The 26,261-nt window shown below is 63.9% G+C and carries 23 protein-coding genes; 6 read left to right on the top strand and 17 right to left on the bottom strand.

The window, feature by feature from the left end; translation table 11 throughout:
• Positions 1 to 2: 2 nt before the first annotated feature.
• The 3 genes from ACZ5G6_RS02980 to ACZ5G6_RS02970 form a co-directional block, all read right to left on the bottom strand.
• Positions 3 to 1,430 carry a purine-cytosine permease family protein gene (locus tag ACZ5G6_RS02980; RefSeq protein WP_498689293.1) on the bottom strand — a complete coding sequence of 476 codons (1,428 nt, stop codon included), beginning with the start codon at positions 1,428 to 1,430 and terminating at the stop codon, positions 3 to 5.
• Between the two features lie 172 nt (positions 1,431 to 1,602).
• Entirely contained in the window at positions 1,603 to 3,099 is a 1,497-nt protein-coding gene (locus ACZ5G6_RS02975; RefSeq protein ID WP_498689290.1) for an aldehyde dehydrogenase family protein, read from the bottom strand.
• A 32-nt stretch (positions 3,100 to 3,131) separates the two neighbouring features.
• The gene (locus tag ACZ5G6_RS02970) at positions 3,132 to 3,614 is read right to left on the bottom strand and encodes a hypothetical protein (RefSeq protein ID WP_498689288.1); all 483 of its coding nucleotides are present in this window, start codon (positions 3,612 to 3,614) and stop codon (positions 3,132 to 3,134) included.
• Positions 3,615 to 3,734: 120 nt separating this feature from the next.
• On the opposite strand from ACZ5G6_RS02970, the gene ACZ5G6_RS02965 reads away from it, so the two are divergent.
• A complete protein-coding gene (locus ACZ5G6_RS02965) occupies positions 3,735 to 5,711 on the top strand; it encodes a primary-amine oxidase (RefSeq protein WP_498689286.1) in 1,977 nt (658 codons plus the stop codon).
• A 107-nt stretch (positions 5,712 to 5,818) separates the two neighbouring features.
• Entirely contained in the window at positions 5,819 to 6,442 is a 624-nt protein-coding gene (locus ACZ5G6_RS02960; protein ID WP_223935665.1) for a TetR/AcrR family transcriptional regulator, read from the top strand.
• Between the two features lie 76 nt (positions 6,443 to 6,518).
• On the opposite strand, the gene ACZ5G6_RS02955 is transcribed toward ACZ5G6_RS02960, so the two are convergent.
• The gene (locus tag ACZ5G6_RS02955) at positions 6,519 to 7,427 is read right to left on the bottom strand and encodes a LysR family transcriptional regulator (RefSeq protein WP_223935664.1); all 909 of its coding nucleotides are present in this window, start codon (positions 7,425 to 7,427) and stop codon (positions 6,519 to 6,521) included.
• 133 nt (positions 7,428 to 7,560) lie between these two features.
• On the opposite strand from ACZ5G6_RS02955, the gene ACZ5G6_RS02950 reads away from it, so the two are divergent.
• Genes ACZ5G6_RS02950 through ACZ5G6_RS02935 form a run of 4 tightly spaced genes read left to right on the top strand, consistent with a single transcriptional unit; the run spans position 7,561 to position 11,255 of the window.
• On the top strand, positions 7,561 to 7,983 hold the full coding sequence (locus tag ACZ5G6_RS02950) for a RidA family protein (RefSeq protein ID WP_498689284.1): 423 nt from the start codon (positions 7,561 to 7,563) through the stop codon (positions 7,981 to 7,983).
• Positions 7,980 to 8,651, top strand: a complete 672-nt coding sequence (locus ACZ5G6_RS02945; protein WP_223935662.1) for a DUF1028 domain-containing protein — start codon at positions 7,980 to 7,982, stop codon at positions 8,649 to 8,651. The genes ACZ5G6_RS02950 and ACZ5G6_RS02945 overlap by 4 nt, the downstream gene beginning before the upstream one ends.
• On the top strand, positions 8,641 to 9,798 hold the full coding sequence (locus tag ACZ5G6_RS02940) for a M20 family metallopeptidase (RefSeq protein WP_498689282.1): 1,158 nt from the start codon (positions 8,641 to 8,643) through the stop codon (positions 9,796 to 9,798). The genes ACZ5G6_RS02945 and ACZ5G6_RS02940 overlap by 11 nt, the downstream gene beginning before the upstream one ends.
• Before the next feature lie 38 nt (positions 9,799 to 9,836).
• Positions 9,837 to 11,255, top strand: a complete 1,419-nt coding sequence (locus tag ACZ5G6_RS02935) for an aspartate ammonia-lyase (RefSeq protein WP_498689281.1) — start codon at positions 9,837 to 9,839, stop codon at positions 11,253 to 11,255.
• 140 nt (positions 11,256 to 11,395) lie between these two features.
• Here the strand turns inward: ACZ5G6_RS02935 and ACZ5G6_RS02930 are convergent, their stop codons facing one another.
• From ACZ5G6_RS02930 to ACZ5G6_RS02870, 13 genes are all read right to left on the bottom strand, one after another.
• Positions 11,396 to 12,673: a flavin-containing monooxygenase gene (locus ACZ5G6_RS02930; protein WP_498689279.1), complete on the bottom strand. Its 1,278-nt coding sequence runs from the start codon at positions 12,671 to 12,673 to the stop codon at positions 11,396 to 11,398.
• A gap of 204 nt (positions 12,674 to 12,877) precedes the next feature.
• Positions 12,878 to 14,140, bottom strand: coding sequence for an MFS transporter (locus ACZ5G6_RS02925; RefSeq protein ID WP_223935658.1), 1,263 nt, complete (start codon positions 14,138 to 14,140; stop codon positions 12,878 to 12,880).
• Entirely contained in the window at positions 14,137 to 14,511 is a 375-nt protein-coding gene (locus ACZ5G6_RS02920; RefSeq protein WP_498691731.1) for a MarR family transcriptional regulator, read from the bottom strand. Before ACZ5G6_RS02920 ends, ACZ5G6_RS02925 begins: the two co-directional genes overlap by 4 nt.
• Positions 14,512 to 14,701: 190 nt before the next feature.
• The gene (locus ACZ5G6_RS02915; RefSeq protein WP_498689275.1) at positions 14,702 to 16,330 is read right to left on the bottom strand and encodes a GMC oxidoreductase; all 1,629 of its coding nucleotides are present in this window, start codon (positions 16,328 to 16,330) and stop codon (positions 14,702 to 14,704) included.
• Positions 16,331 to 16,350: 20 nt separating this feature from the next.
• Entirely contained in the window at positions 16,351 to 17,847 is a 1,497-nt protein-coding gene (locus ACZ5G6_RS02910) for an MDR family MFS transporter (RefSeq protein ID WP_498689274.1), read from the bottom strand.
• A 149-nt stretch (positions 17,848 to 17,996) separates the two neighbouring features.
• The gene (locus ACZ5G6_RS02905) at positions 17,997 to 18,962 is read right to left on the bottom strand and encodes a fumarylacetoacetate hydrolase family protein (protein ID WP_498689272.1); all 966 of its coding nucleotides are present in this window, start codon (positions 18,960 to 18,962) and stop codon (positions 17,997 to 17,999) included.
• On the bottom strand, positions 18,959 to 19,963 hold the full coding sequence (locus ACZ5G6_RS02900) for an amidohydrolase family protein (protein WP_498689270.1): 1,005 nt from the start codon (positions 19,961 to 19,963) through the stop codon (positions 18,959 to 18,961). The genes ACZ5G6_RS02905 and ACZ5G6_RS02900 overlap by 4 nt, the downstream gene beginning before the upstream one ends.
• Complete coding sequence (locus ACZ5G6_RS02895) at positions 19,960 to 21,096, bottom strand: FAD-dependent monooxygenase (protein ID WP_498689269.1); 1,137 nt, start codon at positions 21,094 to 21,096, stop codon at positions 19,960 to 19,962. Before ACZ5G6_RS02895 ends, ACZ5G6_RS02900 begins: the two co-directional genes overlap by 4 nt.
• A 28-nt stretch (positions 21,097 to 21,124) precedes the next feature.
• Positions 21,125 to 22,117: a cyclase family protein gene (locus ACZ5G6_RS02890; protein WP_498689268.1), complete on the bottom strand. Its 993-nt coding sequence runs from the start codon at positions 22,115 to 22,117 to the stop codon at positions 21,125 to 21,127.
• Positions 22,118 to 22,128: 11 nt separating this feature from the next.
• A complete protein-coding gene (locus tag ACZ5G6_RS02885; protein ID WP_498689266.1) occupies positions 22,129 to 23,142 on the bottom strand; it encodes a fumarylacetoacetate hydrolase family protein in 1,014 nt (337 codons plus the stop codon).
• A 134-nt stretch (positions 23,143 to 23,276) separates the two neighbouring features.
• On the bottom strand, positions 23,277 to 24,293 hold the full coding sequence (locus tag ACZ5G6_RS02880) for a VOC family protein (RefSeq protein ID WP_498689265.1): 1,017 nt from the start codon (positions 24,291 to 24,293) through the stop codon (positions 23,277 to 23,279).
• Between the two features lie 91 nt (positions 24,294 to 24,384).
• Positions 24,385 to 25,173: a hypothetical protein gene (locus ACZ5G6_RS02875; protein WP_498689263.1), complete on the bottom strand. Its 789-nt coding sequence runs from the start codon at positions 25,171 to 25,173 to the stop codon at positions 24,385 to 24,387.
• Positions 25,170 to 26,222, bottom strand: coding sequence for a Gfo/Idh/MocA family protein (locus ACZ5G6_RS02870; protein ID WP_498689262.1), 1,053 nt, complete (start codon positions 26,220 to 26,222; stop codon positions 25,170 to 25,172). The genes ACZ5G6_RS02875 and ACZ5G6_RS02870 overlap by 4 nt, the downstream gene beginning before the upstream one ends.
• Between the last annotated feature and the right edge of the window lie 39 nt (positions 26,223 to 26,261).

The raw sequence follows: 26,261 nt of genomic DNA, 5'->3' as shown, positions 1-26,261 counted from the left end.
CTCTACTTTCCAAGGAGCTGGGCTTCAATGGTGCCGTGGTCAGCACCCAGGCGCACCAACGCCGGGGCGGTGCGGGCGATCACGATATACGCCAGCGCGCTGACGCCGAGGCCAACCAGCCAGGCGATGTCGATCCCGCCCATGGCTTCAGCCGCCGCTCCTGTATAGAAGGAAGTTGCCATGAAGGGGATCTGCGCGAGGACGCCAATGGCGAAGACGACCAGGGAACCGGCATTCCAGCGCCCATAGCGGCCACCGTCGGCAGCGTAGAACTCGTCCACGGCGTACGAGCCGTGCCGGATGACGTAGTAGTCCACCAGGTTCACCGCGGACCACGGGATGAGCACGTAGAGCAGCACGCTGAGGAAGCTGAAGTAGGAGGATGCGAAGCTGGTTGCCGCGGCCAGGGCCAAGGTCACGCCGAGGACGTGCAGCACCATTGACGTCACGAGCCGGGCTTTCGCACCGGGGCGCCATCCGCTGAAGAACGTTTCCACCAGTGTCAGGGCACACAGAGCACTGCAATATGCGTTCACGGAGTTTCCGGCGGCAGCTACGAGCGCGAAGCCCACCAAAACGGCGGCACCGAGTCCAGGCCCGAGCATGCCGTGAAGCCCGGTCATCGTGTCCACGCCGGCTACGGCAATTCCAACACCAGAGCCCAGGACCATCAGCAGCGCGCTGGACAGGACACAGCCCAGATAGGTACCCCAGAAGGCTCCCTTGGTTCCGGACTTGGCCGGCATGTACCGGGAGTAGTCCGAGACGTAGGGAGCGTAGGTCAGCTGCCACACGATGCCGATGGCCAGCATGGCGAGGAAACCGGTCCACGTGAATTCGCCGTGGTTCAGTTGGGCCCAGAAGTCCCCGCTGGCAAGCAGGGCTGCGAAGGAAACCACCACCAGGGCGCCAACCACGTAGGCCCCCATGGCGGTCACTTTCCGCACCAGGTTGTAGCCGAACGCCGCGATGACGAAGCTGAGGACAGCGCAGCCGATGATCATTGCTGTTCCGTTGGCCTCCGGCAGGAGAGCGGTGATCGAATCCGACGAAACGATCAAGTTCGAGGAAAAGTAGCCCACGAACATCAGGATCGCCACGGCAACTATCAAGCTTGCACCCCGTGAACCGAACTGGCCGCGGGCCTGCAGCATCTGAGGGACTCCGAGCTGAGGCCCTTGGGCCGCGTGCAGTGCCATTCCGATTCCACCGAGCGCGTGGCCGATGAGGATCGCGATGATGGAGCTGATCATCGGCAGGCCAAGGAGCGTAGTGGCGGTCGCGCCGGTGACCACGGTCAGTGGGGTCATGTTCATTCCGAACCAAATGGTGAAAAGTTCCCGGGAGCGTCCGTGCCGGGCTTCGGGCGGAATGGGTGCGATGGATTCTTGTTCTATCTCGAAGAGGCGGGAGCGGAGCATCGATTTCATGGAGGGTGTCCTTAAGACGGTGGAAGGATGCTGGCAGATTCTGGCGGGCGTTTCCCCAAAAGCCCTTCGGTGTCTGGCCGGTTCTGCTGTCAGGCCCAGCGTAGGCTTGTGAATTGCATCACGTAAACCATTGAATCGTGATGCGTATCATCGAATTTATAGATGAAGCAGATCAGCCGAACTGGATCCATGTGGTCTTCGGCGCGGTGTAGTTATCGAAGGCGTGCAGGGACAGATCCCGGCCAAACCCTGACTGCTTGAAGCCACCAAAGGGCGTAGTGTTGCCCAGCGCGTCCACCGTGTTCACGGACACCGTTCCGGCCAGCAACCCTCCTGCCACCCGATGCGCACGCGAGAGGTCCGAGGTCCAAACAGACGCCGCCAATCCGTAGTCGGTGGAATTGGCCAACCGCACCGCTTCCTCCTCCGAATCGAAGGCGTGCAGCACAGCCACGGGTCCGAAAATCTCCTCGCGGTGGACCTCGTGATCTGGTCCGAGCCCGCCCAACAACGTCGGTTCCAGGTAAGCGTCGGAGCCATGGATGACGTGCCGCTCACCGCCGAAAAGTAGCTCACCTTCGGTGCGTCCGCGAACGATCCAGCCTTCGACGTCGTTCGCGTGGGCGCTGCTGATCAGGGCGCCATTGCCCTCCAGGCCAGCCAGCGGGTCTGCGGGTCGATATCCGGCAGCCGCCCCCGCAAGCAGGCCCGCGAACTCGTCGTGGATGTCCCGTTGCACCAGTATGCGGGAGTTGGCCGAACACACCTGGCCTTGGTTGTAGAAGGCGCCGAACGCCGCCTTCGCCGCAGCCGCAGCGAGATCGGCCGTATCGGCGAAGATAATGTTGGAGCTCTTGCCCCCGGCCTCGAGGCTCAGCCGCTTGAGGTTGCTGCGGCCCGAGGCTTCCAACAGGGTGCGGGAGACGGCTGTGGATCCCGTGAAGGCCAAGGCGTCGACGTCCATATGGTGCGCCAGGGCAGCACCCACTTCCCGGCCTGTGCCGGTGATGACATTCAGGACACCATCAGGAAGTCCGGCACCGGCGGCCAATTCAGCCAGCCGAAGGACACTCAGGGACGTCTGCTCTGCGGGTTTCAACACCACCGTGTTGCCGGAGGCGAGCGCGGGGGCCAGCTTCCACACGGCGATCTCCAGCGGGAAGTTCCACGGCACAATGGCGGCCACCACCCCCAGGGGTTCGCGCGTGACCAATGCCGCGGCTCCCGGAGGGACTGCAGGCAGTTCCCCGCTCAGCTTGTCCACGGCCTCCGCGTACCAGCGCAGCGTGGAGATGGCCCCCGGAACATCCACCGTGGTGGTCTGCAGGATGGGCTTTCCGCTGTCCAGGGTTTCCAGGAGTGCCAACTCCTCGGCATGCTGCTCCATCAGCGCGGCGAGGGCCAGCAGCAAGCCCTTCCGCTTTTCAGCTCCCAAACGGGACCACGACGGGAACGCACGTCGCGCTGCCGCCACCGCAACGTCGACGTCGTCGGCACCGCACGCAGCAAGGTCACCCAGGACACGGCCGTCTATGGGACTGGTGGTGGGACGGAACTGCTGGCCGATCGCGGTGACGCGACGGCCGTCCAGAAACGCCCGGCCGTCAACGGCCAAGGCATCCGCGCGGCGCTGCCAGTCAGTGGAAATCATGGTGGAAGTGGTGTTCACAGAGGCTCCTTGGATGGGGTTTCAGTGGTAGGTCAGGTTGCCAGGGCTCGACGGCGGTGCGGAGTGCGGTGTGCGAGGCGCAGGGCGGCGGACGCGCCCAAGAGGCAGATCAGTTCAACGGCAATGAGGGCCAGCATGGTGATGCCGTGGGCGGAAGGGTGCACCCCGTCCGCCCCGCCGTGATGGCCGCGCGCGCCTGGCACCACCAGCAGGACCAGATGCGTGAGGACCATGACCGCACTCATGGCCACGAGGTGCCCTGCGGCCCTGAGTGCGTCATTCCTTGCGCTCCCGCCATTACCCACGTTCCTGTCGCAAAACCGGCCACGCACCAGCGGCATTGCACACGCAAGGCAGGCAATCCCCATAGCTGCCATCCACCAGGCCATCATTCCCGCCGGTCCGGTTGCGGCAGCCACCAGGTGCGCTGTGGCGCTGCCCGCGGCGGCGGTGCCGACGATGCCGGCCGGAACAGGGGTGAAGCGCCCAGGGCGCAGGCTGGTTTGCTGATCCATGGTTCTCCTGGCTGTTCGGTGGGGTTTGGGTCCGGGACTTTACGCCGGGCTTGTGAGGTGGGTAACATCAAAGCGTTGGTTGAACAGTTGTACCATCAAAATTCGACTTCAGGAAGTGCCATGACCCTTCAGACCATCCCTTCGGCCGCACAGACGCAGGCTCCGCTGGGGCACCATCCGCTTGAGCAGCTCTCGGCACAGGAAATCCATGAGGCCCGACGGATTCTGGCAGAAGCCGGGCTCGTCGCAGAGACCACCCGGTTCGCCTACCTCGGCCTCATTGAACCCCCGAAGTCCGTATTCCAGGACGGCGCAGCAGATGTCGCCCGTTTGGTCCGTGCCATGCTCTGGGACGCTGCACTGTCGCGTTCCCTCGACGTGCGCCTTTCGCTGACCGCCGGCCTGGTCCTGGACCAGCGGGAACTCAATCCGGAAAACGACGGCCAACTGCCCGTCCTCTTGGAGGAATTCGGGATCATCGAGGACATCCTCGCCAAAGACCCGCAGTGGAATGCAGCCCTTGCGGACCGTGGCCTGACGCCCGCGCAGGTCCGCGTCGCTCCCCTGTCGGCAGGCGTCTTCGAGTACGGCAACGAGGAAGGCAAACGGCTGCTGCGCGGCCTCGGATTCCGCCAGGACCACGCCGCAGACCACCCATGGGCCCACCCCATCGACGGCCTGGTAGCCTTCGTGGATATTGAGAACCATCGCGTCAACCACGTGATCGACGACGGCCCCGTCCCCGTCCCCGAAGTCAACGGCAACTACACCGACCCCACCATTCACGGCGAGCTCCGCACGGACCTGAAGCCGATCGAGATCACCCAGCCCGAGGGCCCCAGCTTCACCCTGGAAGGCAACCTCCTGTCCTGGGCAGGTTGGGACCTGCGCGTGGGATTTGATGCCCGCGAAGGATTGGTGCTCCACCAGCTCCACCACTCGCACAAGGGACGCCGGCGCCCAGTGGTCCATCGGGCGTCCATCTCCGAGATGGTGGTCCCCTACGGCGACCCTTCCCCGTACCGGAGCTGGCAGAACTACTTCGATTCCGGCGAATACCTGGTGGGCCGGGACGCCAACTCACTCAAGCTTGGGTGCGACTGCCTGGGGGACATCACCTACATGTCCCCCGTGGTGGCCGATGACTTCGGCAATCCCAGAACCATCGAGAACGGCATCTGCATCCACGAGGAAGACGCCGGAATCCTGTGGAAGCACACGGATGAGTGGGCGGGCTCCAACGAGGTTCGCCGCAACCGCCGCTTGGTGGTCTCCTTCTTCACCACCGTGGGCAACTACGACTACGGCTTCTACTGGTACCTCTACCTGGACGGCACCATCGAGTTCGAGGCGAAGGCCACTGGCATTGTGTTCACGGCCGCTTTGCCCGATAAGACCTACGCCTATGCCTCGGAGATCGCTCCCGGCCTTGGCGCGCCGTACCACCAGCACCTCTTCAGCGCCCGGCTCGACATGATGATCGACGGCGCCACGAACCGCGTTGAGGAACTGGACCTCGCGCGCCTCCCGAAGGGACCCGGTAACCCGCACGGCAACGCCTTCACGCAGAAGCGCACGTTGTTGGCCCGCGAATCGGAGGCGGTCCGTGACGCCGATGGAGCCAAGGGACGCGTGTGGCACATCAGCAACCCGGACTCGCTGAACCAGCTTGGCCACCCCGTGGGCTACACGCTCTACCCGGAAGGAAACCCCACCCTGGCCATGGCGGATGATTCATCAATCGCCTCGCGGGCAGCGTTCGCACGGCACCACCTCTGGGTCACCCGGCACGCCGACGAGGAGCTGTACGCAGCGGGCGACTTCGTCAACCAGCACCCGGGTGGCGCCGGGCTTCCGGCCTATGTGGCACAGGACCGCGACCTCGATGGCCAGGATCTCGTGGTGTGGCACTCGTTCGGGTTGACCCACTTTCCTCGTCCGGAGGACTGGCCCATCATGCCGGTCGACACCACCGGCTTCACCTTGAAGCCGCACGGTTTCTTCGACGAGAACCCCACGCTCAACGTGCCGTCATCGGCGGCGGGCCACTGCAGCACCGCCGTCGGGCAGGCCGAGCCCGGCCACTGCGCGCACTGAAGCTGGCCACACAACACCCACTCACCGCCGCGGGACGCGCAACCGCGCTCCCGCGGTGGTAGTGTGCTCACGGTCCCAGCCATGGACCCCGCGAACGAAGGAGCACCATGCCCCGCTTGGTTGATCACGAGGAACGACGCCGTTCCATCATCGAGACCACGTGGCGGTTGATCGCGGACCAGGGCATCGAGAACGCCAGCATGCGGGACATCGCCCGTGAGTGCGGCTATGCGGCGCCGGGCGTGCTGGCCCACTACTTCCCCAACAAGGACGCGTTGCTGCTGGCCTCCTACGAGTTGATCTGCGACCGAACCAACGAACGCATCGCCGCTGGCACGGCGGGCCGTCGGGGCCTTTCAGCGCTGCGCAGCCTTTGCTTGGAGATCATTCCCGCGGATCCGCTCACTGTGGTGGAAGCCCGCGTGGCGGTTTCCTTCTGGCAGCGCGCCCAGACGGAGGACGCGCTGCGCGCCGTCGGTCGGGAGGCCTTGTTGCACTGGCGTGGCCTGGTGATGGGCTTCCTCGCCCAGGCAGAGCACGACGGCGAATGCGAACCTTTGGTCGACCCGGATGCGGTTGCCGATGAGCTGCTGAACATCATGATGGGGTTGCACGTCACGTCAATGCTGGATCCAGATGCCATGACGGGTTCCCGGCAGCGGCATCTGGTAGAGCGTGCGCTGGCGAGGCTGGCCGCCCGCAAACAGGTGCAGCCCGGGCTCAGATCCTGAGCCCAGGCTTCTGTCGAATAGATTTTTAACGCCAATTGCATCTGTTCAACAGATGAATAGGCTGGGCCTCCTAGCTTCAGGCCGAGCGGGCGGCCACGATTTGATGCCTGACTGCCTGCGCTACCGCCCGCACCCTCGCCGTGGGGCGCTGGGACTTCAGGTGCGCCAAAACTGTCTTCAATTCCGGCACTTCATCGCGGATTTCGACGGCGGCAAGCCGGCCGCCGTCGTACGTCAACTGGTGCTGCGGCCGCTGATGCAGGATGGAATAGCCGAGGCCGCGGGCGACGAAAGTGCGGACGGTTTCATAGCTGGCCGAACGGAACCTGATGTCCGGTTCCTGGCCGCCGAGGCGTGCGATGGACAGCATGAGGTCCCGGGTGTGCGGGAGGTCCAGGAGCACAAAGGACTCACCGCGCAGCGCGGACAACGAGATGCTCTTGGACCCCGCCAGCCTGTGATCCGGCGGGAGCGCCACGTAGGGGCGGACGGTGTCCACCACAGAGCTGGCGATTGCCTCCGGCAGGTCGAGGTCATAGCACAGGGCAAGATCAGCCTGCCCGCTGAGCAGGGCACTGATACAGCCCGACGTGTCGGTCTCGATGACCTCTGTTTCGAGGTTCGGATGGTCTTCCCTCAGCTTGGTCAAGACCCCGGGAAGCAGGAAGGGCGCCAGGGTACTGAAGCAGGCGATCCGGATTCGCCCGGCAACGCTCTGGTGTTCACCACGTGCGTGATCAATGCTTTCCTCCACCTGCGCCAGGATGGCTTGGGCATCCCTGACGAACAGCTCACCGGCCGGCGTCAGTACGAGGCCTTTGGAACGCTGCCGGATAAAGAACTGCGTTCCGACATGTCGCTCCAGCTGGGCAATCGCGGCCGATACCGCCGACTGGGCCACGTTCAGGCGCACGGCTGCCCCCGTCATGGACAACTGGGCTGCGGCTTCCACGAAATAGCGCAACTGCGTCAGGGTCACATCCATGCCACGAGAATACACTGTGCATCAGAAAAGGCGATGCAATCGTTCTAAAAGAACTGTTGGACAGATTTAGTGCGCCACAGGAAGCTGAAGGATACGAGCACCCGGCTTACAGCACTGAAAGGCAAGCTGCGACATGAAGCACCAGCGTATCCGCACGTTCAATACCAAAGAGACCTATCCCGAGCAGAACCTGGATAACGATCTCTGCCAGGCAGTTGTGGCCAACGGGGTGGTCTACCTCCGCGGCCAGATCGGGCAGGACCTTCAGACGCGGGAATCGGTGGGAATCGGCGACGTCGAAGCCCAGACGGAGAAGGCCATGGCCAACATCGACATGTTGCTCAAAGAGGCCGGCAGCAGCCTTGAAGACATCGTCAAGGTGACGGTCTACCTTATCGATCCCCGCTACCGCGAAACCGTCTACCGCACCATGGGCCGCTGGCTCAAGGGAGTGTTCCCCGTATCCACCGGCATTGTTGTCCAGGCCCTGGCCCGCCCGGAATGGCTCGTGGAAATTGACGCCACGGCAGTGCTCTCCACGGAGGGACAGCAGTGACGTTCAGCATTGCCGCCACGGACGGCCACGGCAGGTTCGGCATAGCGGTCTCCTCGTCCTCCCCCGCCGTGGCCGCGCGGTGCGCGCACCTGCGCGACGGGATCGGCGCCGTCAGCTCACAGAACATCACCGATCCCCGGCTGGGAACAGCGCTGCTCGACCGCCTGCAAGCCGGCTATTCCGCGCAGGAGGCGATCGACGCCGTCGTGCAGGAGTCACCATCGGTGGACTACCGGCAGCTGGTGGTCCTGGACGGCAAGGGCGGATCGGCAGTCTTCAGCGGCGCCCATACCCTTGGCGTGTTTGGCGAAGGCCGAGGTGCGAACAGCGTGGCTGCCGGCAATATGCTGGCGCATCCGGGTGTTGCCCAGGCCCTGTGCGACGCGTTTGAAGCGGCCTCCGGGGAGCTGGAAGTGCGCCTCATGGCTGCCCTTGGAGCCGCCGAGGCAGCCGGCGGCGAGGCTGGACCCGTGCGGTCAGCCGGTATCTCGGTGGTGTCCGGACACGGTTGGCGGGACACGGACCTGCGTGTGGACTGGCATGAGGACCCGATTAGCGAACTGGAGCATCTCCTGGGGGTGTGGCTTCCGCAGCGGCATGACTACGTGGTCCGGGGCTTGGACCCCGCCGCTTCGGTCGGTTATGGAGTGGCTGGCGATGAGCGCTGAACCGGCAACCACCACCCCTCCCAACGTCCAGCACCACCGGGTACTGGACGCCGTCAATGCCCAGCACCAAGACTTGACCCGGCTCTCGGAGACGCTCCACGCCAACCCCGAGCTCGGCTGGCAGGAACACCGTGCCGCGGCTTGGACCGCCGACTATCTCGCCGTGCATGGCTTTGACGTGGAAAGAGGGTATCTGGGCTTCCCCACTGCGATCCGTGCGGTCTTCGGAACAGGTTCCCGCCGCATCGGGCTCATGGCCGAGTACGATGCCCTTCCTGGTCTCGGCCACGCGTGCGGCCACAACATCATCACAGCTATCTCGTGTGGTGCCGCAGTAGCCCTGGCAGAGTTCGCGGCCGAGCGTGACCTGACCGTGGAACTCTACGGAACCCCGGCGGAAGAAGGAGGTGGCGGGAAGATCGAGCTGCTCAAGAAGGGTGCCTTCCACGGCCTGGACCTGGCCATGATGGCGCATCCCAGCCCCGTCGATTCCGCCGAAGCCCGCCCCTACGCAGTGGCTCACAACCACGTGGAGTACCGCGGCAAGTCGGCTCATGCTGCTGCCTATCCCGATCAGGGAGTCAATGCCAACGACGCCTTCATTGTTGCCCAGGTGGCGTTGGGCCTCCTCCGTCAACAACTGCCGGCCGGTACCCGGGTCCACGGGATCCAGACCCGGGGTGGTGAAGCGCCCAATGCCATCCCCGAAAGGACCGAGGGGCGCTGGTACGTCCGGGCCGAAACACTGGCCCAGCTGGGCACGCTGGAGGAGCGCGTCCACCGGTGCTTCCAAGCCGGCGCCTTGGCGTCCGGTTGCGAGCTGTCGGTGACCCCGGAATCGGAGCCCTATTCGGAGTTCCGGACGGACCTGCGGGCGCTGGAGCTGTATGTCAGGCATGCGGAAGCCCTCGGCCGCGATTTCAATGCGCCACCGGAGCAAGCCACCATGAACCGGGCGTCCACTGACATGGGCAATGTGTCCCAAGTGGTTCCGGCCATCCATCCCTATATAGGGCTCGGTTGCTTCCCTGCGGCCAACCACCAACCCGAGTTCGCCGCACATTGCGTCGGCGGCGCAGCCAACCTTGCAATTCACGACGGCGCAGCCGCCTTGGCGCTTACGGCGCTGGATTACCTGGCAGCGTAGCCCGGGAATCCACTGACAGCGTTTTCAGGAACAGGACCATGACAGATCAACTATCCTCTCCCCTCCCGGGAGCACGGCGAGAGCATGACAGCCTCGGGGACGCAGACGTCCCCGAGGCTTCGTACTGGGGCATCAGCACACTGCGAGCGGTGGACAACTTCCCCGTCAGCGGACGGACCATTGGTACCCTGCGTTCCCTGATATGGGGCCTGGGTACCGTCAAATATTCTGCAGCCCGCGCAAATGAGAGCCTCGGATTGCTTGATCCGGCCAAATCCGAGGCCATCCAAAAGGCTTCCCTGGAAGTCATGGAGGGGCTCCTCGACGAGCAGTTCGTGGTGGACACCATCCAAGGTGGAGCCGGGACCAGCACCAACATGAACGCCAACGAGGTCATTGCGAACCGCGCCCTTGAAATCATGGGACTCCCCAAGGGCTATTACGCCGCACTGCACCCCATTGACGATGTGAACCGCAGCCAGTCAACCAACGACGTCTATCCGACGGCCATCAAGATCGCCCTGCAGCGGGAGATCTCTGAGTTCTGCGCCGAGCACGGCAGGCTCATCGGAGCATTCGATGCCAAAGCTGCCGAGTTCGCTGGCATCATCAAGGTAGGCCGCACCCAACTCCAGGATGCCGTCCCCATGTCCATGGGCCAGGAGTTCGGCGCCTTTGCCGAAACGCTCCGCGAAGACGGCCAACGGCTCTTGGAACTGTTGCCCCACCTGCGGGAATCCAACCTTGGAGCCACGGCCATCGGCACCGGTATCACCGCTCCACCGGGATACCGTGACGCCGTCATCCGCGAGCTGAGTTCCATCACGGGCCTGCAGCTAACCTCCGCCACCAACCTCGTGGAGGCCACGAGCGATACGGGCGTCTTCATGCTCGTCTCCGGCGTCTTGAAGAGGGCAGCGGTAAAGCTCTCCAAGATCTGCAACGATCTTCGATTGCTGTCCTCCGGTCCGCAAACAGGCTTCGGGGAAATCCGCCTGCCCGCAGTCCAGGCGGGGTCATCCATCATGCCCGGCAAGGTGAACCCGGTAATCCCCGAGATGGTCAACCAGGTTGCCTTCCGGGTTGTCGGCGCCGATGCGACGGTGACCATGGCCGTGGAGGCCGGCCAGCTCCAGCTCAATGCCTTCGAGCCGGTCATTGCTGACGCATTGCTGGAGTCGATCGCTTGGCTCACGGTGGCCTGCCGTCAGCTCCGGACGCACTGCGTGGACGGTATCACGGCCAACACGCAGGTGCTGGAGCAACGCATGATCGAATCGATCAGCGTGGTCACCGGCCTGGCACCTTTGATTGGCTACGCGGCTGCGGCAGATCTCGCCAAGGAAGCCCTCGCCTCCCGTCGGGGCATCGCGGAACTCGTGATCGAGCGCGGCCTGCTTGATCCGGTGAGGATGGAGGCAGCTCTTTCGGCCAGGTCGCTGGCAGGGCTCGGCTGAGCCACCACCCCCGCAAGGCCCGACGTCGGAACTCACCCATGAGCCGACGTCGGGCCTTTTTGGTGCGGAAACCCTGGCCGCACGTCAGGTACAGCAAAAGGGACCATGCCGCTGTGGCATGGTCCCTTTGGCGTGGGGAGTTAGACGGCTCCGCTCGCCACCAGCGCATCCTGCTCGTTGTGGACCAGGTAGCCCCGCTGGATGGTGATCTGGTCGGCAACGTATTTGGCGTCGTGCCAGACACCCCAGATGAAGCTGGATCCTCGGCGTGACTGCCACGGCAAACCCAGGAAGTACACGCCTGGCTCTGTGGATACACCGCGTTGCTGCAGCGGCTTGCCCTTCTCATCGAAGGCGTCCACTTGCAGCCAGCTGTAGTCCACTGCGAAACCTGTGGCCCACACGATCGACGTGACTCCGGCGCGGGCGAGGTCGAGCTCGCGGATGGGGTTGGTCAGGCTTTCCGGGTCCGGCCGGAGGAAGCGGGCTTCGGGTTCCTCCGGCAGGTCCAGGCCATTGCGTTCAACGTACGCATCAGCTTCGTCGAGCAACTCCAGGTAGTGGGCATCACCGTTCGCGATGTTGGTGCGGAGGTCATCCGCGAAACGCATTGTTCCGTTGTCGAACGCCGTGGTCCGTCCCACGAGCTTGATCCCGTTCTCGGCGAGCGCGCGGAAGTCAACGGTGTGGCCACCGTCTGCCCCGCTGACGGCGATGGTCACATGTTCTGCGCCCGCTGCCGGAGTGGAAGCGTCCCACTTGCCGAGGACTCCCAACCACCAGCAGAAGTCCCGGCCACGGTAGTTCCGCGGGGGCCGGTCATGCGGCCCCACCGAGAGGAACACCTGCCGGCCCGAGCGCTGGATTTCCGCGGCGATCTGGACACCCGAGGACCCAGCCCCGACCACCAGCACGGCCCCTTCGGGCAGTTGGCCAGGGTTGCGGTACGAGCTGGAGTGCAGCTGCATCACGCCGGCGGCTTCAGGAACGACGGCGGGGATCACCGGCCGCTGGAACGGCCCCGTGGCGGCAACGACGTAGCGGGCGTTGAACTCTCCGTCGGACGTCTTCACCTGGAAGCCCGGTGCGCCGACGTTCCTGCGCACGGATGTCACTTCCACACCGCAGCGGATGGGGGCGCCAATCTTCTCGGCGTAGGCCACGAAGTAGTCCGCTGCCTGCTCTTTGGAGGGAAACGAACCGGGTTCGATGTCGGTGAATTCCAGGCCCGGGAAGCGGTCGTGCCAGGCCGGCCCATTCGCAACCAGGGAATCCCACCGCATGGAACGCCACCGCTCTGCGATGCGATGGCGTTCCAGCACGATGTGGGGAATACCCCGCTCGCTCAGGTGCTCGCTCATCGCTACCCCGGCCTGGCCTGCGCCTACGACGAGGACCTCAACCTCTTGGCTTGACATGTGATCTCCTATTTGGCGAAAGGTCACAGCGCGAATAGATGGCTCCCTTCGTTGGGAGCATCGGCTGGAATGACGGACGCTGTGGCCCTTTTTCTGTGACGGTTAATTCATTCTCACGTGCACAAAGTGCATCTGCATAGCGAATAAAACCGCGTAACCACATCGAAAATTGTGATGTCATCGCCCGCTTGCGTTTAGCGGGTCTCAGGACGTTTGCGTCGCGCGCCTCCTGAGCCATGCTCGGCGCACCTGCTCGCGGATGGTGCGCTGGCTACGCCGGCTGACCAGGATCACTGCAGCAACGCCGGTGACAAGGACTGCTGCGCCACCAACAGCCACGGCCCATCGGGCACCGAACTCTGTGCCGATCCAGCCCATGAGGGGAGCCCCAACGGCCGTACCGCCTTGCAGGATGGCCAGGTACAGGGCAAGGACGCGGCCCCGGAATTGGGGCTCGACCGACAGTTGGATGGTGGTGTTGCAGCTGTTGAGGAACGTGATGGAAGCAAGTCCCACCGGGACGAGGACGGCCGCGTAGATCCAGAAAGTTGGCGAGATGCTGGCCAGGAGGGTGAAGACACCGAGGCAAAGCGCACCCCCGAGCATGAAGCGCAGCCGTGGACCCGAGCGTCGGGCCGCAAGCAGGGCACCGGCGAGGGTACCCACGGCCATGATGGAGCCAAGAAGGCCGAATTCTTCAGGTCCCATGCCAAATTCGGCGGTGGACATCAGCGAGTTGGTGACCGGGAAGTTCATGCCGAAGGCTCCCAGCATCCCCACCATGACAAGGATCAGGACCAGGTCCGGGCGCTGGCGCACATAGCGCAGACCCTCGGCCACCTGGTGCTTGCCGCGAACCACAGGCGTCGCTGGCTCAAGCTGGGAGATCTTCACCCGGAAGAGGGAAATGATCACCGCGGCAAAGCTCGCAGCGTTCAGGAGGAACACCGGACCTGTTCCGATCCACGCAATGAGCACGCCGGCAATGGCCGGGCCGGTGAGCCGGGCCGTGTTGAAAGAAGCGGAATTGAGGGCCACGGCATTGGAGATTTTGTCCGGTCCCACCAGTTCGGAGACAAACGCCTGCCGGGCCGGTCCGTCGATGGCTGCCGCAAGTCCGAGCGCGAGGGCGGCTAGGTAGACATGCCACAATTGAGCCACGCCGGTGACGACCAGCAGTCCGACGATCAGCCCACAGATTCCCATGGCGGTCTGGGTCCAGAGCAGGATCACGCGCTTGCGGTAGCGATCGGCAAGCACGCCCGCGTAGGGGCCCAACAGCAGCATGGGAAGGAACTGAAGCGCCGTGGTGATGCCCACTGCCGTTCCGGAGTGATCGGTCAGGACAGTCAGGACCAGCCAGTCCTGTGCCACCCTCTGCATCCAGGTTCCGATGTTGGACACCAAGGCACCGCCAGCCCAAAGCCGGTAATTGGGATTCTCCAGGGCACGGAACATGGCGCTCACTTGGCGCTCATCTCCTGCATGATGTGGGCGGCGCGGCTGAGCGTCAGCCGATCCTCCTCGCTGAGTCCTGCTACGCGCTGGGCCAGCCAGGCAGTCCGCTGGCTACGGGCCTCGGCCAGGACTTCCTGGCCTTCGGGAGTGATGCTGATGTGGACCTGGCGGCCATCTTCCGGGTTGGCCTGCCGTGACACGAAACCTTGGCCGGACAAGGCGTTCACGATCCGGGTCATCGACGGTGCCTGGACGTGCTCCAACTCGGCCAATTCCCGGAGTGTCTGTGAACCGGAGTTCAGGTGGGCAAGAACCGTGTACTGCCCGGGGGTTATGACGTCGCCTGTCGCTTCGACCCGGAGCCTGCGGGACGTTCGCATCACTGCGGTCCGAAGATCGATCGCAAGGATGTCTGCTTGAATCTCCGCCGGTCCGTCGTTAATAGCTGCGGTCACTGGGAGGCGCCTCCTGAGGTTGGCATAATAGTTAGCAGTGCTAATTAGCTCCGCTAACTATTATGCTCCTCCTCCAGCAGGCTGTCCACGGAATGTGATCAGGCCGATGCCACGCTCACGCTCCCGCCTGGACTACCTCTTCCGTGACCGCCGATTCCTTAACCGACGATCCTGCGGAGGCCAACTCTTCCACCAGCTTCCGTGCGCCGCGCACGGCAATCGCCACACTCATCAACGTGGGGTTCATCGCCGTTGCAGTGGGAATCAAGGCATTGCCACCCACCACCAAATTCCTGTAGCCCCACACACGCGACCATGGATCCGCAACGGACGTGCCGTCGTCGGATGCGCCCATCCGCATGGTGCCCTGGTAGTGCAGGCTGGAGCCATTGGGCATGAGCCGGGGCTCGGCCACGAAGACGCCCAGGGCATTGCCCGCCCGGCGCAGCCGTGCTGTGGCATCCTCGATTTCGGCTTCCTCCCTCTCGGTGAGGGCGTAGCTGATGGTCATGTTCGGGAATCCCCGGTAGTCCAGCTCGTTGTCGTCAAAAGTGACACCGTCCTCAAAGCGCGGATGCTTGCGCAGGCCGTAGCCCATGTTGACGTAGCCCCAGCGGTTCCGCGCGAAAGGAGCCTCTGGGGCCATAGGGAACGGTGTTGTCTCGGAGTACATGACCTGGACGGAGAAGGGATGCTGCGGTTCGGAGAAGGGAATTCGATTGACCGCAGCCACGGGATCGGCGGGGTTCTGGGCGCGTCTGGCAAGTTCGGCCTCCAGGTCCGATTCGCTCGCAAACCGTGCCATCTTCCCGGGGTCAAGGGCAACAGTGGAGATGACCACCGGATGTTCCGTGAGGTAGTGGCCCAGAGCGGCAGGCCGAACGCCGGAGGCCCACAGCAGTTGCGGCGAGCGGAAGGCATCCGCTGCAACCACCACGACGTCGGCGGGAACAAAAGTGGTCTCTCCTGTACGAAGATCTTCCACCGTGACGCCCATGGCCCGGCTTCCTTCAGTTTCCACCCTGCGCACCAAGGCCAGATCACGGAGTTCAAAGCGCTCGGACAGCGGGGACTCGGAATCGATGAGCGGTCCGAGGACTACGTCCGCACCCGCCCATCGCATGGAACCGTCCGGCTGGGGATCGCCAGCTACCGGAAGCGTGCCCACTCCATATCCCTCGGGCAATTCGCCCGCGAATTCTTCCTCAAGCAGGGAACGGATCGCCGCCCCGACTCCCGAGTCGGCGAACGCGGCGCTTTGCACGTGGAGCAGATCCTTCGCCGAGGAGAGGAGGCTCTCCCACTCGTCGTCGGCGATGAACGGCACCTTCTCACTGAAAGCCGGCGACGGCGTTGCGCACGTCCAGTGCGCCCCCTGGCCACCGACGTTCGTCGCCGCTGCAGCTGCGGGAAAGGTCTCTGCGTGGGCCGATCCAGCGCCGCCGAAATCCAGGAGGTGCGTACCTTGGCGCGCAGTGAACATGCCTTCGGTTACGGTGCCGGCCGGAATACCCAGCGACTCCCGATAAGCGCCGGACTGCGGCCCCTGCGACATCTCACGTGCCCGGGCCTTCTGGTCGGCATCGGCGATGTTGCGAACGCTTTCGCCGGGCCGGTCAGTCAATTGCGGTCCGGCTTCGAACATGATCACCCGGACGTCAGGTGTGCCTTCCACCAGCAGCCGGGCGTACGCTGAGCCGATTGGTCCGCTGCCAACAATGGCGATGATCGGATTCTTGGACATTGTTTCTCCTTGGTGAAAGGTCAGGCCGAAAGGGACTCGGAGACTTCTGAACGGCTGGTTTCTGGTTCGTCCGTCAAGCGCCCTTGCGGGAGCAGGACGGCGGCGACGATGCCAACGGCATACGTAACGGCGAGCGCAATGAAAATCGGGGAAAACACGGCCCCGTAGATCCCTGCAACGGCCTCTTGCATGGCAGGCGAGGCTTCGTGCACCGCGCGGGGTGTGAGGCTGGCGGCATCCATGCCTGCGGGCAACAACGCCGCCACGCCCGAACCAATCGTTCCGCCGATGATGGCCGTGGCAACGGTAGAGCCAACCTGCCTCACCAAATTGACCGTTGCAGTGATGCTCCCGGTCTGGCTGGCGGGTGCGGCGCTTTGAACGACGGCGACGATCAGGCTCATGAAGGATCCCGTCCCCATGCCCACAAGGCCCATGACGATCATGGGCACCCACAGCGGAAGTCCGATCGGCAGCCAGGCCATCACGAACAGCCCAGCCGCCCCCAAGCACGTACCAATAATGGGAAAGATCCGATAGCGACCAGTGCGGCTGGCGAGCCAACCGGTCACCAGATTGCTCACCAGCATGCCCAGGACAGTTGCAATGGGCACCAGGCCGGACACTGTGACGCTGATCTGATATGCCATTTGGAAGTAGGTGGGCAGGTAAGCGGTGATGGAGAAGAACCCGACGCCGATAATCGCCGAGAGCGCGGTACCGGCGGCTATGGTCCTGTTGGCGAAGAACCGCAGCGGGACGATTGGCTCGGGGGCGCGGCGCTCGATGATGAAGAAGGACATCAAAGCCACGGCGCCGACGACCAGCGCGGCCACTGCCTGCACACCCGTGCTTCGTTCCGCAGTCCACGTGACACCCAGGACCAGGAACACGAGGCCCAGAGTGAAAGCACAAGCTCCGGCAAGGTCGTAGTGACCCGGAACCCGGCCCCGCTCAAGCCGGGGAACTGCGACAAATGCCAGGGCCAAGGCAACAACGCCAACGGGAATATTGATCCAAAAGACCCAGGACCAGCCCCAGAGGTCGGTGATCGCTCCGCCGAGGACAGGCCCCACCAGGATCGCAATCGGAAAGGCCGCCCCGATGGTCGCCAGGTAACGCGGACGTTCCCGTGGTGTGGTCACCTTGGCAACGATTGTCTGCGACATGAGCTGCAGTCCGGCAGAACTCATTCCCTGCACAACGCGGCACGCAATGAGCCAGGTCATGTCCTGGGCGAAACCACAAGCAAGGGATGCAAGCAGGAACACCACCAAGGAAACAAGGAAGACCCGCCGAGGGCCCAGCACGTCCCCAAGTTTGCCCAGGACGGGCAGCAGAACTGTGCTGGCAAGGGTGTATCCCACAACCACCCAGCTCATGAGTGCCAGCGCTCCGAGCTCGCCGGCGATGGTGGCGAGCGAGGTGGAGACTACGGTGTGGTCGAGTGCCCCTAAAAAGGACACGGTCAGCAGGGAGGCGACGAGGAATCGCCGCCTCAATTTAGTAAGTGGCATGGTGTTCTGCCCGAACGATCGGGCTGTCGACGCGACGGGTTGTGCCTCAGCAGCATCGTCACCGCTGAGAACGGATCCCTCCGGGGATCCCGACGCCACTTTCATTTTAGTCTCTACTTTAGTCTAAAAGCAACAAAAGATTGTTTCTTTTAGACGCGGACGCGAGCGCGGCTTCGGCTGCGGGCCCGTTGTACGGAAGGGCCCTCGACGGCGGCACCCACCGTGCCTGTCAGCTCACCAATCCCTTCAACCACCATGCGTACTTCGTCCCCTGCGCTAAGCGGTGGAGGGCTGAGTTCGCCTCTCCTGCCCCACAATTCGCCCAGGCATCCCCCGTTACCCACGGTTCCGGATCCCAGGACATCGCCAAAAACCACCCGCGAGTTCCTCGAGGCGTAGGAAACGAGCTCGGGAAAGGTCCACCCCATGTTGGAGACCAAGTCCTCCCCCACCCGCTCACCGTTGACGAAAACCTCAGCCCGCAGCTCCAGGAATCCGTCAGCGTCCGCGTACGGTTCAAGCTCGTCGGCAGTGACGATCCACGGCCCCAGGCTGGTGCCAAAGTCCTTTCCCTTCGCGGGGCCAAGGCGGACCTTCATTTCCCGCGACTGGATATCGCGGGCGGACCAGTCGTTCATGATCGTGTAGCCAAAAATTGCCTGAGCAGCCTCATCGCCGGCAAGGTTGGCACCACCAGGGCCACCAATCACGGCGGCGATCTCCAACTCAAAATCCAGGCGCTGCGTCACCGGAGGAAGGACAGGTTCACCAGGGCCCAAGACTGTGTGCGGATTAGTGAAGTAGAAGGTCGGCGCTTCGTACCACTCGGGAACCACCTCGGACTTGCCGTCAACGGAAGCGCTGACTCCTTCGACGTGCTCTTCGAAGGCAACGAAATCCCTGATCGCCGCCGGGACAAGAGGCGCAAGCAGCTGGACAGTGGCAAGCGGCCGTCCGGCGTCGTGGTTTGCCCGGCCCAACAGTTCACGGGCGCCGGCCAATCCACGGGCCAGAACCTCGGCGACCCTCAGGCCGTTCGGGAACGGTACTGCCATGTCCCCAATGATGAAGCCCTCTCCAATTTCGGCGCCGTCCTGCCAGCGTGCGATCTTCACGCCCGCACCCGCTCTGTGAGGAGGGCCTGTGCGTTGCCGGAAAGGATCCCATCTGTCACGTCATCGGGCAGGCCGGCGGCGCGGACTTCGGCAACAGGATCTTCGGGCCCCATGTCGAACGGGAAGTCGCTACCCATGAGGACCTGCGAAGGTCCCACAACTTCCACGAGGTGGCGCAACGCCGAAGGATCGTGGACCACGGTGTCGAACCAGATGCGACGCAGGTAGCTTGATGGTTCATCAGCGCAGCCGTGGGCTTCCGGGCGGACCCGCCACGCATGGTTGGAGCGGCCGATAGCCGTGGGAAGGTATCCACCGCCGTGGGCGGCCACGATTTTCAGGCCGGGGTGGCGATCCAGTACTCCCGAAAAGATCAGGTGCGAAAGTGCGACCGCGTTTTCGGCTGGCTGGCCCACCGTGTTGGACAAGTAGTACCTGTCCAGGCGCTCGTCCAGGCTGCAGCCGAACGGGTGCAGGAAGACCACGACACCCAGCTCCTCCACCCGCGACCAGAACGGTTCCAAGCGCTCATCGGACAACTCAACGTCCCTGGCAAACGAGGAAATTTCGATGCCGGCAAGGCCGCGGCCGAGGACGGCGTCATCAACGCATTCCACAATCCGCTCCGGATGCTGCAGGGGCACCAGCCCCAGGCCTGTCAGTCGGTGCGGCGCTTGGGCAACGTGCTCCGCCACGAGGCGGTTGGCTTCCGTCGCCGTCCAGACAGCGAGGCCTTCTTCGGCCCAAGGGTAGAAATGGTTGGGCGATGCACTGACCCACTGGTGGTCCACGCCCTGCGCGTCCATAGCAGCCAGTCGGGCCTTCACATCTGTCAGCCGGGGGAACCGTTCACCAATCATGCGTCCGGATGCAGCGAGGCTTTCGGGTCCGTTGCGGCGGGCTTCCAGGTCCGCCGCAGCTTTGAAGGCCTCAGGCGCACGCCGCTCCACTTCCGTTTGGAGGGACGGCAGGAGCACGTGGGCGTGGACATCGATGGTCATGCGGGGACCGCCATCTTCTGCGCGATGCCGAAGAGCAATCCGGGAGCGTCGGCGTCCTTCTTACCTTCAATCTGCCACTGACCCAGCTGGACGGATGCTTCCACCACGGCCTGCACGCGCGGAACCCGCCGCTCGTGGAAACTATCCCAGAGCTTGTCGCCAAGGGCATCGGAGCCAACCAACAGTTCAGCCAACACCACGGCGTCTTCGAGGGCCTGCGCGGCACCCTGCGCGATGGTCGGGGGGCAACTGTGCGCGGCGTCGCCGATGATCACCACCGGACCCCGGTTCCAGCGGCCAGGCACCAGGTGCTGCGTGAACCAGGTGTAGTTGACCCTCGCCCCCGAGCCCAGGTCTTCGCGGATGGAAGCCCACGGACCGCCGTAGGCCATCGACTCCCCGCGCATGATGTTGATTGCTTCCTCGTCCGGGACACCAAAGCGATCCTGGGCCTTCTCCACCAAGAACGCGTACATGGTGTCTTCCCCTGTGGGCGTGTATCCGGCAATATAGACCGGGCCGCCGTAATACAGCTCGCTGTGTTCCACTTCTTTGGGGCGGGAGACGAAAGCCCGCCAAATGCCCATGCCGGTGGTCTCGGGTGCAGTGTCGATGCCCATCAGGCTCCGCACGGAGGAATTCACGCCGTCGGCGCCGATCAGGAGATCGTAAGTTCCCGCGGCCGCCTCGTTGACGAAGACGTCCACCTTCTGGTCATCCTTAACGTCAAAGCCGGTCACCTTTGACCCGAAGCTCACCTTCGCTCCGGCCTTTTCGGCGTGGTCCAACAGGATCTTGGCGAGGTCCGGGCGGTACATCCCCATGCAGGCGGGGTAGTCTGGACCACCCGTTTTGACCTCCGGAAGCTGCGCAATGACCGGCGCATCCGGGCCAGGCGCGCGCAGCGTCAGGCCTTCGAATGCCATGCCTTTTTCACGCACGTCGTCCCAAACGCCCAAGGCGTCGAAGACGCGCAGGGCATTGCCCTGCAGCGTGATGCCCGAGCCCAGGGCGCTCAGTTCCGGCTTTGCTTCAAAAACGTCGACGGCGACCCCCGCCTTGGCGAGCTGGATGGCGGCCGCCATGGCAGCAACACCGCTGCCGGCGATCGCTACCTTCTGGACTGCAGTCATGATTACCCCTTGGTTGTTGTCGGGTTGGTTAGAGCATCGCGATGGGATTGATGGGCGAGCCAACGGCACCCGTGATCGGCAGCGGAGCCGCGACCAGCAGGAACTCGTAGCGGCCACGTTCGCTGCACTTCTCCGCCAGCTGGTCAAGGTCCCACAGTTCTCCAACCGTGAGTCCCATATTGGGAATGACCACCTGATGGAGAGGCTGGAAAGCCGGGACATCGAACTCGTTCGGTCGGACTTCGAAACCCCAGGTGTCGGTGGCGATGGCGGCGATTTCGCTGTTGTGCAACCAGCCCGCGGTCGTCAAGGAAAGTCCGGGCGCCGGGCCTCCCGCGTAATCGCCCCAGCCGTCGCGCCGCGCACGCGTCAGCTGCCCGGTCCTCACGAGCACGATGTCGCCCTTGCCCACAGCACTGCTGTCGCCCTGCGCTTTGATGCAAGACTCCAGGTCTGCGGCGGTGATGGCATAGCCGTCCGGGAGCTCGCCTGTTTCCGGGTGCAGGTGACGTCCGAGATCCAGCAGGACCCCGCGGGACACGGGAGCTGCGGCAGCGTGCTCGATGCCTGTCACTAGGTCGCCGTCGCTCGTCACGACGTCTCCGGCTCTTCGCCCATTCCACGCTGCACCGTGATCGAAGATGTGGCCGAGTCCGTCCCATTGGGTGGAGCACTGAAGCGGCATGGAGATAACGTCATCAGCCCCACCGAGCCCGTGGGGAAAGCCTTGGGTGCCCCGCTCGGCATCGGTCCCGGTGTCCAGCATCGTGTGGACGGGGTTCGTCCGTCGGCGCCAGCCTTTCTGGGGGCCGTTCATGTCGAAAGGTTGCGAAAGGGAGATGACTTCGCCCTCCCGAACCAGCGCAGCCGCCTGCTTCCGCTTGGCCGCGTCAATGAAGTTCAGGGTTCCCAGGACGTCGTCTTCACCCCACCGGCCCCAGTTCCGGTACGCCTTGCCACGGCGGGAGATCTCCCCTTCGGGGTCGGTGCGGTCCAGCAGGTCGGGATTGTCAAGGTTCATTGCCCGGCCCCCTACGCTTGCCTGGAGGCTTGGCCGACAACTGCATCGGAGGCTTGGTCGGCGACTGGCTCGGCGACGCAGCGCACTACCTGCGTTCCAAGCCCCTGGATACTGCCTGTCATCACATCGCCAGCCCGGAGCAGCCTTCCCCAGTGGGCACCGTTGCCCGCCGGACTGCCGGTCAGCAGGAGGTCCCCCGGCAGGAGCGGCATGTTCTGCGAAGCAGCCGAAACCAAAGCGGGAATGTCGAAGAGGAGGTCATCAGTAGTGGCGTCCTGCATGACATCACCATTGAGTTCGAGCCGTACCTTCAGCTTGGCCGGATCCACAAAGCGCGCCGGTACAAGGAATGGGCCTGTAGGCAGGAACCCCGGTGCGTTCTTGCTGCGGTACCAGTCCGTGCCGATTTCCTTCATGTCACGTCGGAAAACCAGGTCCCGTGTGGTGATGTCATTGACCACCGTGTACCCGGCAACGTGCTGCGTCGCCTCTTCCCGGCTAACCCTGAAGGCCTCTTTTCCAATGACCACAGCCAGTTCCAACTCCCAGTCGTGCTTCTCGCTGTAGCTTGGGAGAACCAGCGGCACGTCGTCACCAACCACACAGGCAGGAAGGCCGATGAAGAAGTAGGGCTCACCGTTTGCCTGGCGGTCGTCCATCATCTTGCCGGCCCATTCGCGGGCCTGCTCCGGTGTGCGGGGGTCGTCCTTGTCCAGGCCGGCGACGACGAGGTCGATCACGTGCGTCCTGTAGTTGGCACCCGTTTGCAGCACTTGCCTGGGTTCCACAGGAGCCGTGAGAACAACGCTCTCCAACGAAACCCACGGACCCCCGCCTTGGGCAAGCTCCTCCAGACGGTCCCAGTCAGGCGCGGCCAGGAAGTCGTTGAGACCGGGGGCACCCAGTTCCTGCGGACCCAGCGGCCGGATCCGGTCGCCGGCAATGAGCCCAAGCCGCACCTCGTCCCCGGCCCGGTAACGCGCGAGTGCAAACGGTGCTTCCAACTGGCCTGACGTCGTCGTCATGAACGTAACTCCCCTCGTGGACCATCCTCGGTCCACTTTCATTTAATGTCGGAATTCGACATAAGTAAATCAGTTTGTGGTTATAGCGGTTATCACCGGCATGGATGCCCATGCCGGTGATAACCGCCGGGGTCCTAGCCCTGGCCCTGGCGGGCGTAGGGGTTGAACAGGGCTTCCTTGATCTCGTCCGGAACGCCCTCTTCCGTGGCACTGGGGCCGTCCGCTGGAGGGAAGGACTCCGTCATGGACATTGGCATGGCACCGTTCCGGTACATGTTGTTGGAACCAAGTGACGGGGTCCACGTGTTCGGCTCCCAGTCGGGGACATAGTTCCGGTAGCCGCCGGTGTTGAGTTCGATGCGCAGGGTGGACGGCTCCCGGTAGTAGAGGAAGTTCTGCTCGCCGATGCCGTGGATGGAGGGTCCATATTCGATCGGAATGCCGTTTTCCATCAGGGTGTCCGCGGCGATCAGGAGTTCTTCGCGGGTATCCACCCAGAAGGCATAGTGGTTGATGCGGCCCGCACGGGTGGAGCCGTCCAGGACCACGCCGAGGTCGTGGGACTTCTCGTTGGTGGTCAGCACAGAGAACACCGAAATGGGAGCCTCATCCAGGACCGTCCGGGCCATGATGCGGAAGCCAAGAACATCGTTGTACCACTTGGCAAAGCCGTCCACGTCGCTGGTTGCGATGGTCACGTGGTCCAGCTGGCGGGGTGCGCCTGCCACCTTGCTGCGGCGTGCCGGGCGGTCCGGGTAGATGGAAAGATCCTGGCCCTCGCCCTGGTACCGCGTAACGTCCCAGTGCAGCGTCATGCTGTGGCCCCACGGCCCCACGAAGCGGTAGCCACGGCCAATGCCATGGACATCGGTCCATTCGCCGTTGACCCCTGCCGCTTCGATGCGTCGCACCGCTTCGTCCAGCGCCTCGGCACTCGACGTCCGCCATGCCATGGTTTCCAGTGCCGGTTCTTCGCCCGGAACAACAACCACGCTGTAGCGGTAGTAGTCGCCCCAGCACCGGAGGTAGACGGCGCCGTCAACGCGGTCCACAACTTTGAGCCCCACCTGGTTGACGTAAAAATCAACGGAGGCCTCGACGTCGGGAGTGGTGATTGCTACGTAGGAGAGGTGGGAGAGAAGCTTGATCATCTTCGATCCTTTCAATGGTCTGTAAATCTGCCCACATCAAGTCTCTGGCCCCTCAGCGCATCAGGGAAGGGGATATTGCCTATGCCGAAGATCAGCGTTGCTTATGCGGCTCGAGGAGCTCCGCGACGAGGCCCTGGTCCTTGAGGAGGTGTTCCAAATCGGCGGGCCGCTCGCCCGAACGGCACGAATCCAAAGCACTGCGGAGCGCCCGGCGGGCCGATGTTTCGTACCTCAGTGGAGCCCGGATTGTTCCGTTGGAGGTAGCCGTCTCCAGGCGAACACCTGCTCCACCGCTGCCAAACTCAAATTCCGAGCGGACCTCCCCCAAGGCCATTAGGCGCAGCAGCGGGCACCGCGAAGTCTCCGTCATCAGCCGTACGCCCAAGGTCACGGGAATGGCGCCGGACTGACTCTGGGCCTCAAGCAGGAACATTCCATCTCGGCCATTGCGGCAGCTGAGCGGGCCTCCTGCCAGGACTGCGGCCCACCGCAGCCCGTCACGCAAGGATGCCTCCAGGTCCGGAGCGGGCGCTGCGCACTCGACTGTCACCATCGTCGGAGCATTTCCGGCCCGCGCGTCGAGGGCATCGGCAAGGACGTCCGCCCGCGCGTGCGGCCGCTCTACGACCACGGGAAGAGTGACACCGTCACCCGATAACGCAGCCCTTGCTTCGGGAGGAACGCGCCCCGGATTGGAGACGACGACAGCCGCAGCCCCCGCTGCCTGCGCCTCCAACAGCGATGTCCACCACGGACCTTCGCCCGGAATAACCACTACCGCACCGGGAACGAGATCACTGTGACGTGCACTTTCGCGAAGCCCGGCGACGGCGGCCCGGTAGTTCACAGCCGTGGCAACAACGGATCGAGCCGCACTCACTGCAAACCTCCGGCGGGCATAGTCGTGGTCATAGTGGCGAAGACAGCATCGGCCAGCTCCAACGGGTACAGGGCGTCTGCCAGGATCTGGTCGTAGTCGACAGCGATGGCGCCTTCAAGGAGCTGCGCGAAGTGCAGCCACTCCGCCTCGTAGCCATCCTGGTTCACGGACGGATACTCCGTCCTGGACCCATCTACGCGCACCACAGTGACACATCCGCTGCCTGCATGGACGAAAGGAGGCGGGTACTCAAGATCCAACCGCTGCTTCGGCGAAGAAAACGTCATCCGCCAGAGGACATCCGGGCCCGCGGGAAGCATGGTCAGGGCCAATTGGACGTTGACGCCGCTGGCTTTGTACCCCACCGCGTATCCGATGGGCGGAACGAACCGGGCGTACTGGACTTCCTCGACGTCCGGGGCGAAATGCCGGACTGCGGGAAGGTCGTGAATGGCAAGACCGGTCAGCAGCTGCTTCACGATGTGGGCGGCAATTCCAGGATCTCCAGTGTCGGGCCGGCCCCGGGCCGGGGCCGGGAAGGAACCATTCTCCGAGACCAGCTGATGGTAGCGGCCGTTAGGCGGCAGGGCCAGCGTGACTGCAATGGACTCGGGCGCTTCCTGCTCCGCCTCAAGCAGGTGACGGGCCCGCAGCCACCCGGGATCGTAGGCGTGATTGGTTCCAACCATCAGGACGGTGCCGGCGGCGCGGCAGGCAGCCACAACATCGGCTGCTGCCTCCTTGGTGGTGGCCAAAGGCTTTTCGCAGAAGATGGCCTTCTTGCCTGCATCAACCGCAGCGAAGAGCTGGCGTTCATGTTCCGCCGGTGGACTGCAGATAGCCACAACGTCGACGTCCGGGTCGGAGAGCAACTCCGCGTCCCCGGCTGACCAGCTGGAACGCAGTGGTTCTGCCAGTGTTCGTGCCCTGCCGCTGCCGCCATCCGCAACGTGCGCCACCCGGAATTTCTTGTCCAAACGGCCCAACGTTGGAAGATGAAGCGCAGCGACGCCAGGCCCGGCCCCCAGGAAACCCACATTCCACGTCATGACGGACTCCTTTTGTCAGCATTATTCCTAAGTTCATTC

This window comes from Arthrobacter sp. TmtSoilC51 (assembly GCF_055388015.1).
This window is presented reverse-complemented; position numbering and strand designations above follow the sequence as displayed.

Bases quoted from the DNA above. Each gene is read 5' to 3' on its own strand.
- ACZ5G6_RS02980 (WP_498689293.1), bottom strand. From the start codon at position 1,430: ATGAAATCGATGCTCCGCTCCCGCCTCTTCGAGATAGAACAAGAATCC.
- ACZ5G6_RS02970 (WP_498689288.1), bottom strand. From the start codon at position 3,614: ATGGATCAGCAAACCAGCCTGCGCCCTGGGCGCTTCACCCCTGTTCCG.
- ACZ5G6_RS02965 (WP_498689286.1), top strand. From the start codon at position 3,735: ATGACCCTTCAGACCATCCCTTCGGCCGCACAGACGCAGGCTCCGCTG.
- ACZ5G6_RS02960 (WP_223935665.1), top strand. From the start codon at position 5,819: ATGCCCCGCTTGGTTGATCACGAGGAACGACGCCGTTCCATCATCGAG.
- ACZ5G6_RS02955 (WP_223935664.1), bottom strand. From the start codon at position 7,427: ATGGATGTGACCCTGACGCAGTTGCGCTATTTCGTGGAAGCCGCAGCC.
- ACZ5G6_RS02950 (WP_498689284.1), top strand. From the start codon at position 7,561: ATGAAGCACCAGCGTATCCGCACGTTCAATACCAAAGAGACCTATCCC.
- ACZ5G6_RS02940 (WP_498689282.1), top strand. From the start codon at position 8,641: ATGAGCGCTGAACCGGCAACCACCACCCCTCCCAACGTCCAGCACCAC.
- ACZ5G6_RS02935 (WP_498689281.1), top strand. From the start codon at position 9,837: ATGACAGATCAACTATCCTCTCCCCTCCCGGGAGCACGGCGAGAGCAT.
- ACZ5G6_RS02930 (WP_498689279.1), bottom strand. From the start codon at position 12,673: ATGTCAAGCCAAGAGGTTGAGGTCCTCGTCGTAGGCGCAGGCCAGGCC.
- ACZ5G6_RS02920 (WP_498691731.1), bottom strand. From the start codon at position 14,511: ATGCGAACGTCCCGCAGGCTCCGGGTCGAAGCGACAGGCGACGTCATA.
- ACZ5G6_RS02915 (WP_498689275.1), bottom strand. From the start codon at position 16,330: ATGTCCAAGAATCCGATCATCGCCATTGTTGGCAGCGGACCAATCGGC.
- ACZ5G6_RS02910 (WP_498689274.1), bottom strand. From the start codon at position 17,847: ATGCCACTTACTAAATTGAGGCGGCGATTCCTCGTCGCCTCCCTGCTG.
- ACZ5G6_RS02900 (WP_498689270.1), bottom strand. From the start codon at position 19,963: ATGACCATCGATGTCCACGCCCACGTGCTCCTGCCGTCCCTCCAAACG.
- ACZ5G6_RS02895 (WP_498689269.1), bottom strand. From the start codon at position 21,096: ATGACTGCAGTCCAGAAGGTAGCGATCGCCGGCAGCGGTGTTGCTGCC.
- ACZ5G6_RS02890 (WP_498689268.1), bottom strand. From the start codon at position 22,117: ATGAACCTTGACAATCCCGACCTGCTGGACCGCACCGACCCCGAAGGG.
- ACZ5G6_RS02885 (WP_498689266.1), bottom strand. From the start codon at position 23,142: ATGACGACGACGTCAGGCCAGTTGGAAGCACCGTTTGCACTCGCGCGT.
- ACZ5G6_RS02880 (WP_498689265.1), bottom strand. From the start codon at position 24,293: ATGATCAAGCTTCTCTCCCACCTCTCCTACGTAGCAATCACCACTCCC.
- ACZ5G6_RS02870 (WP_498689262.1), bottom strand. From the start codon at position 26,222: ATGACGTGGAATGTGGGTTTCCTGGGGGCCGGGCCTGGCGTCGCTGCG.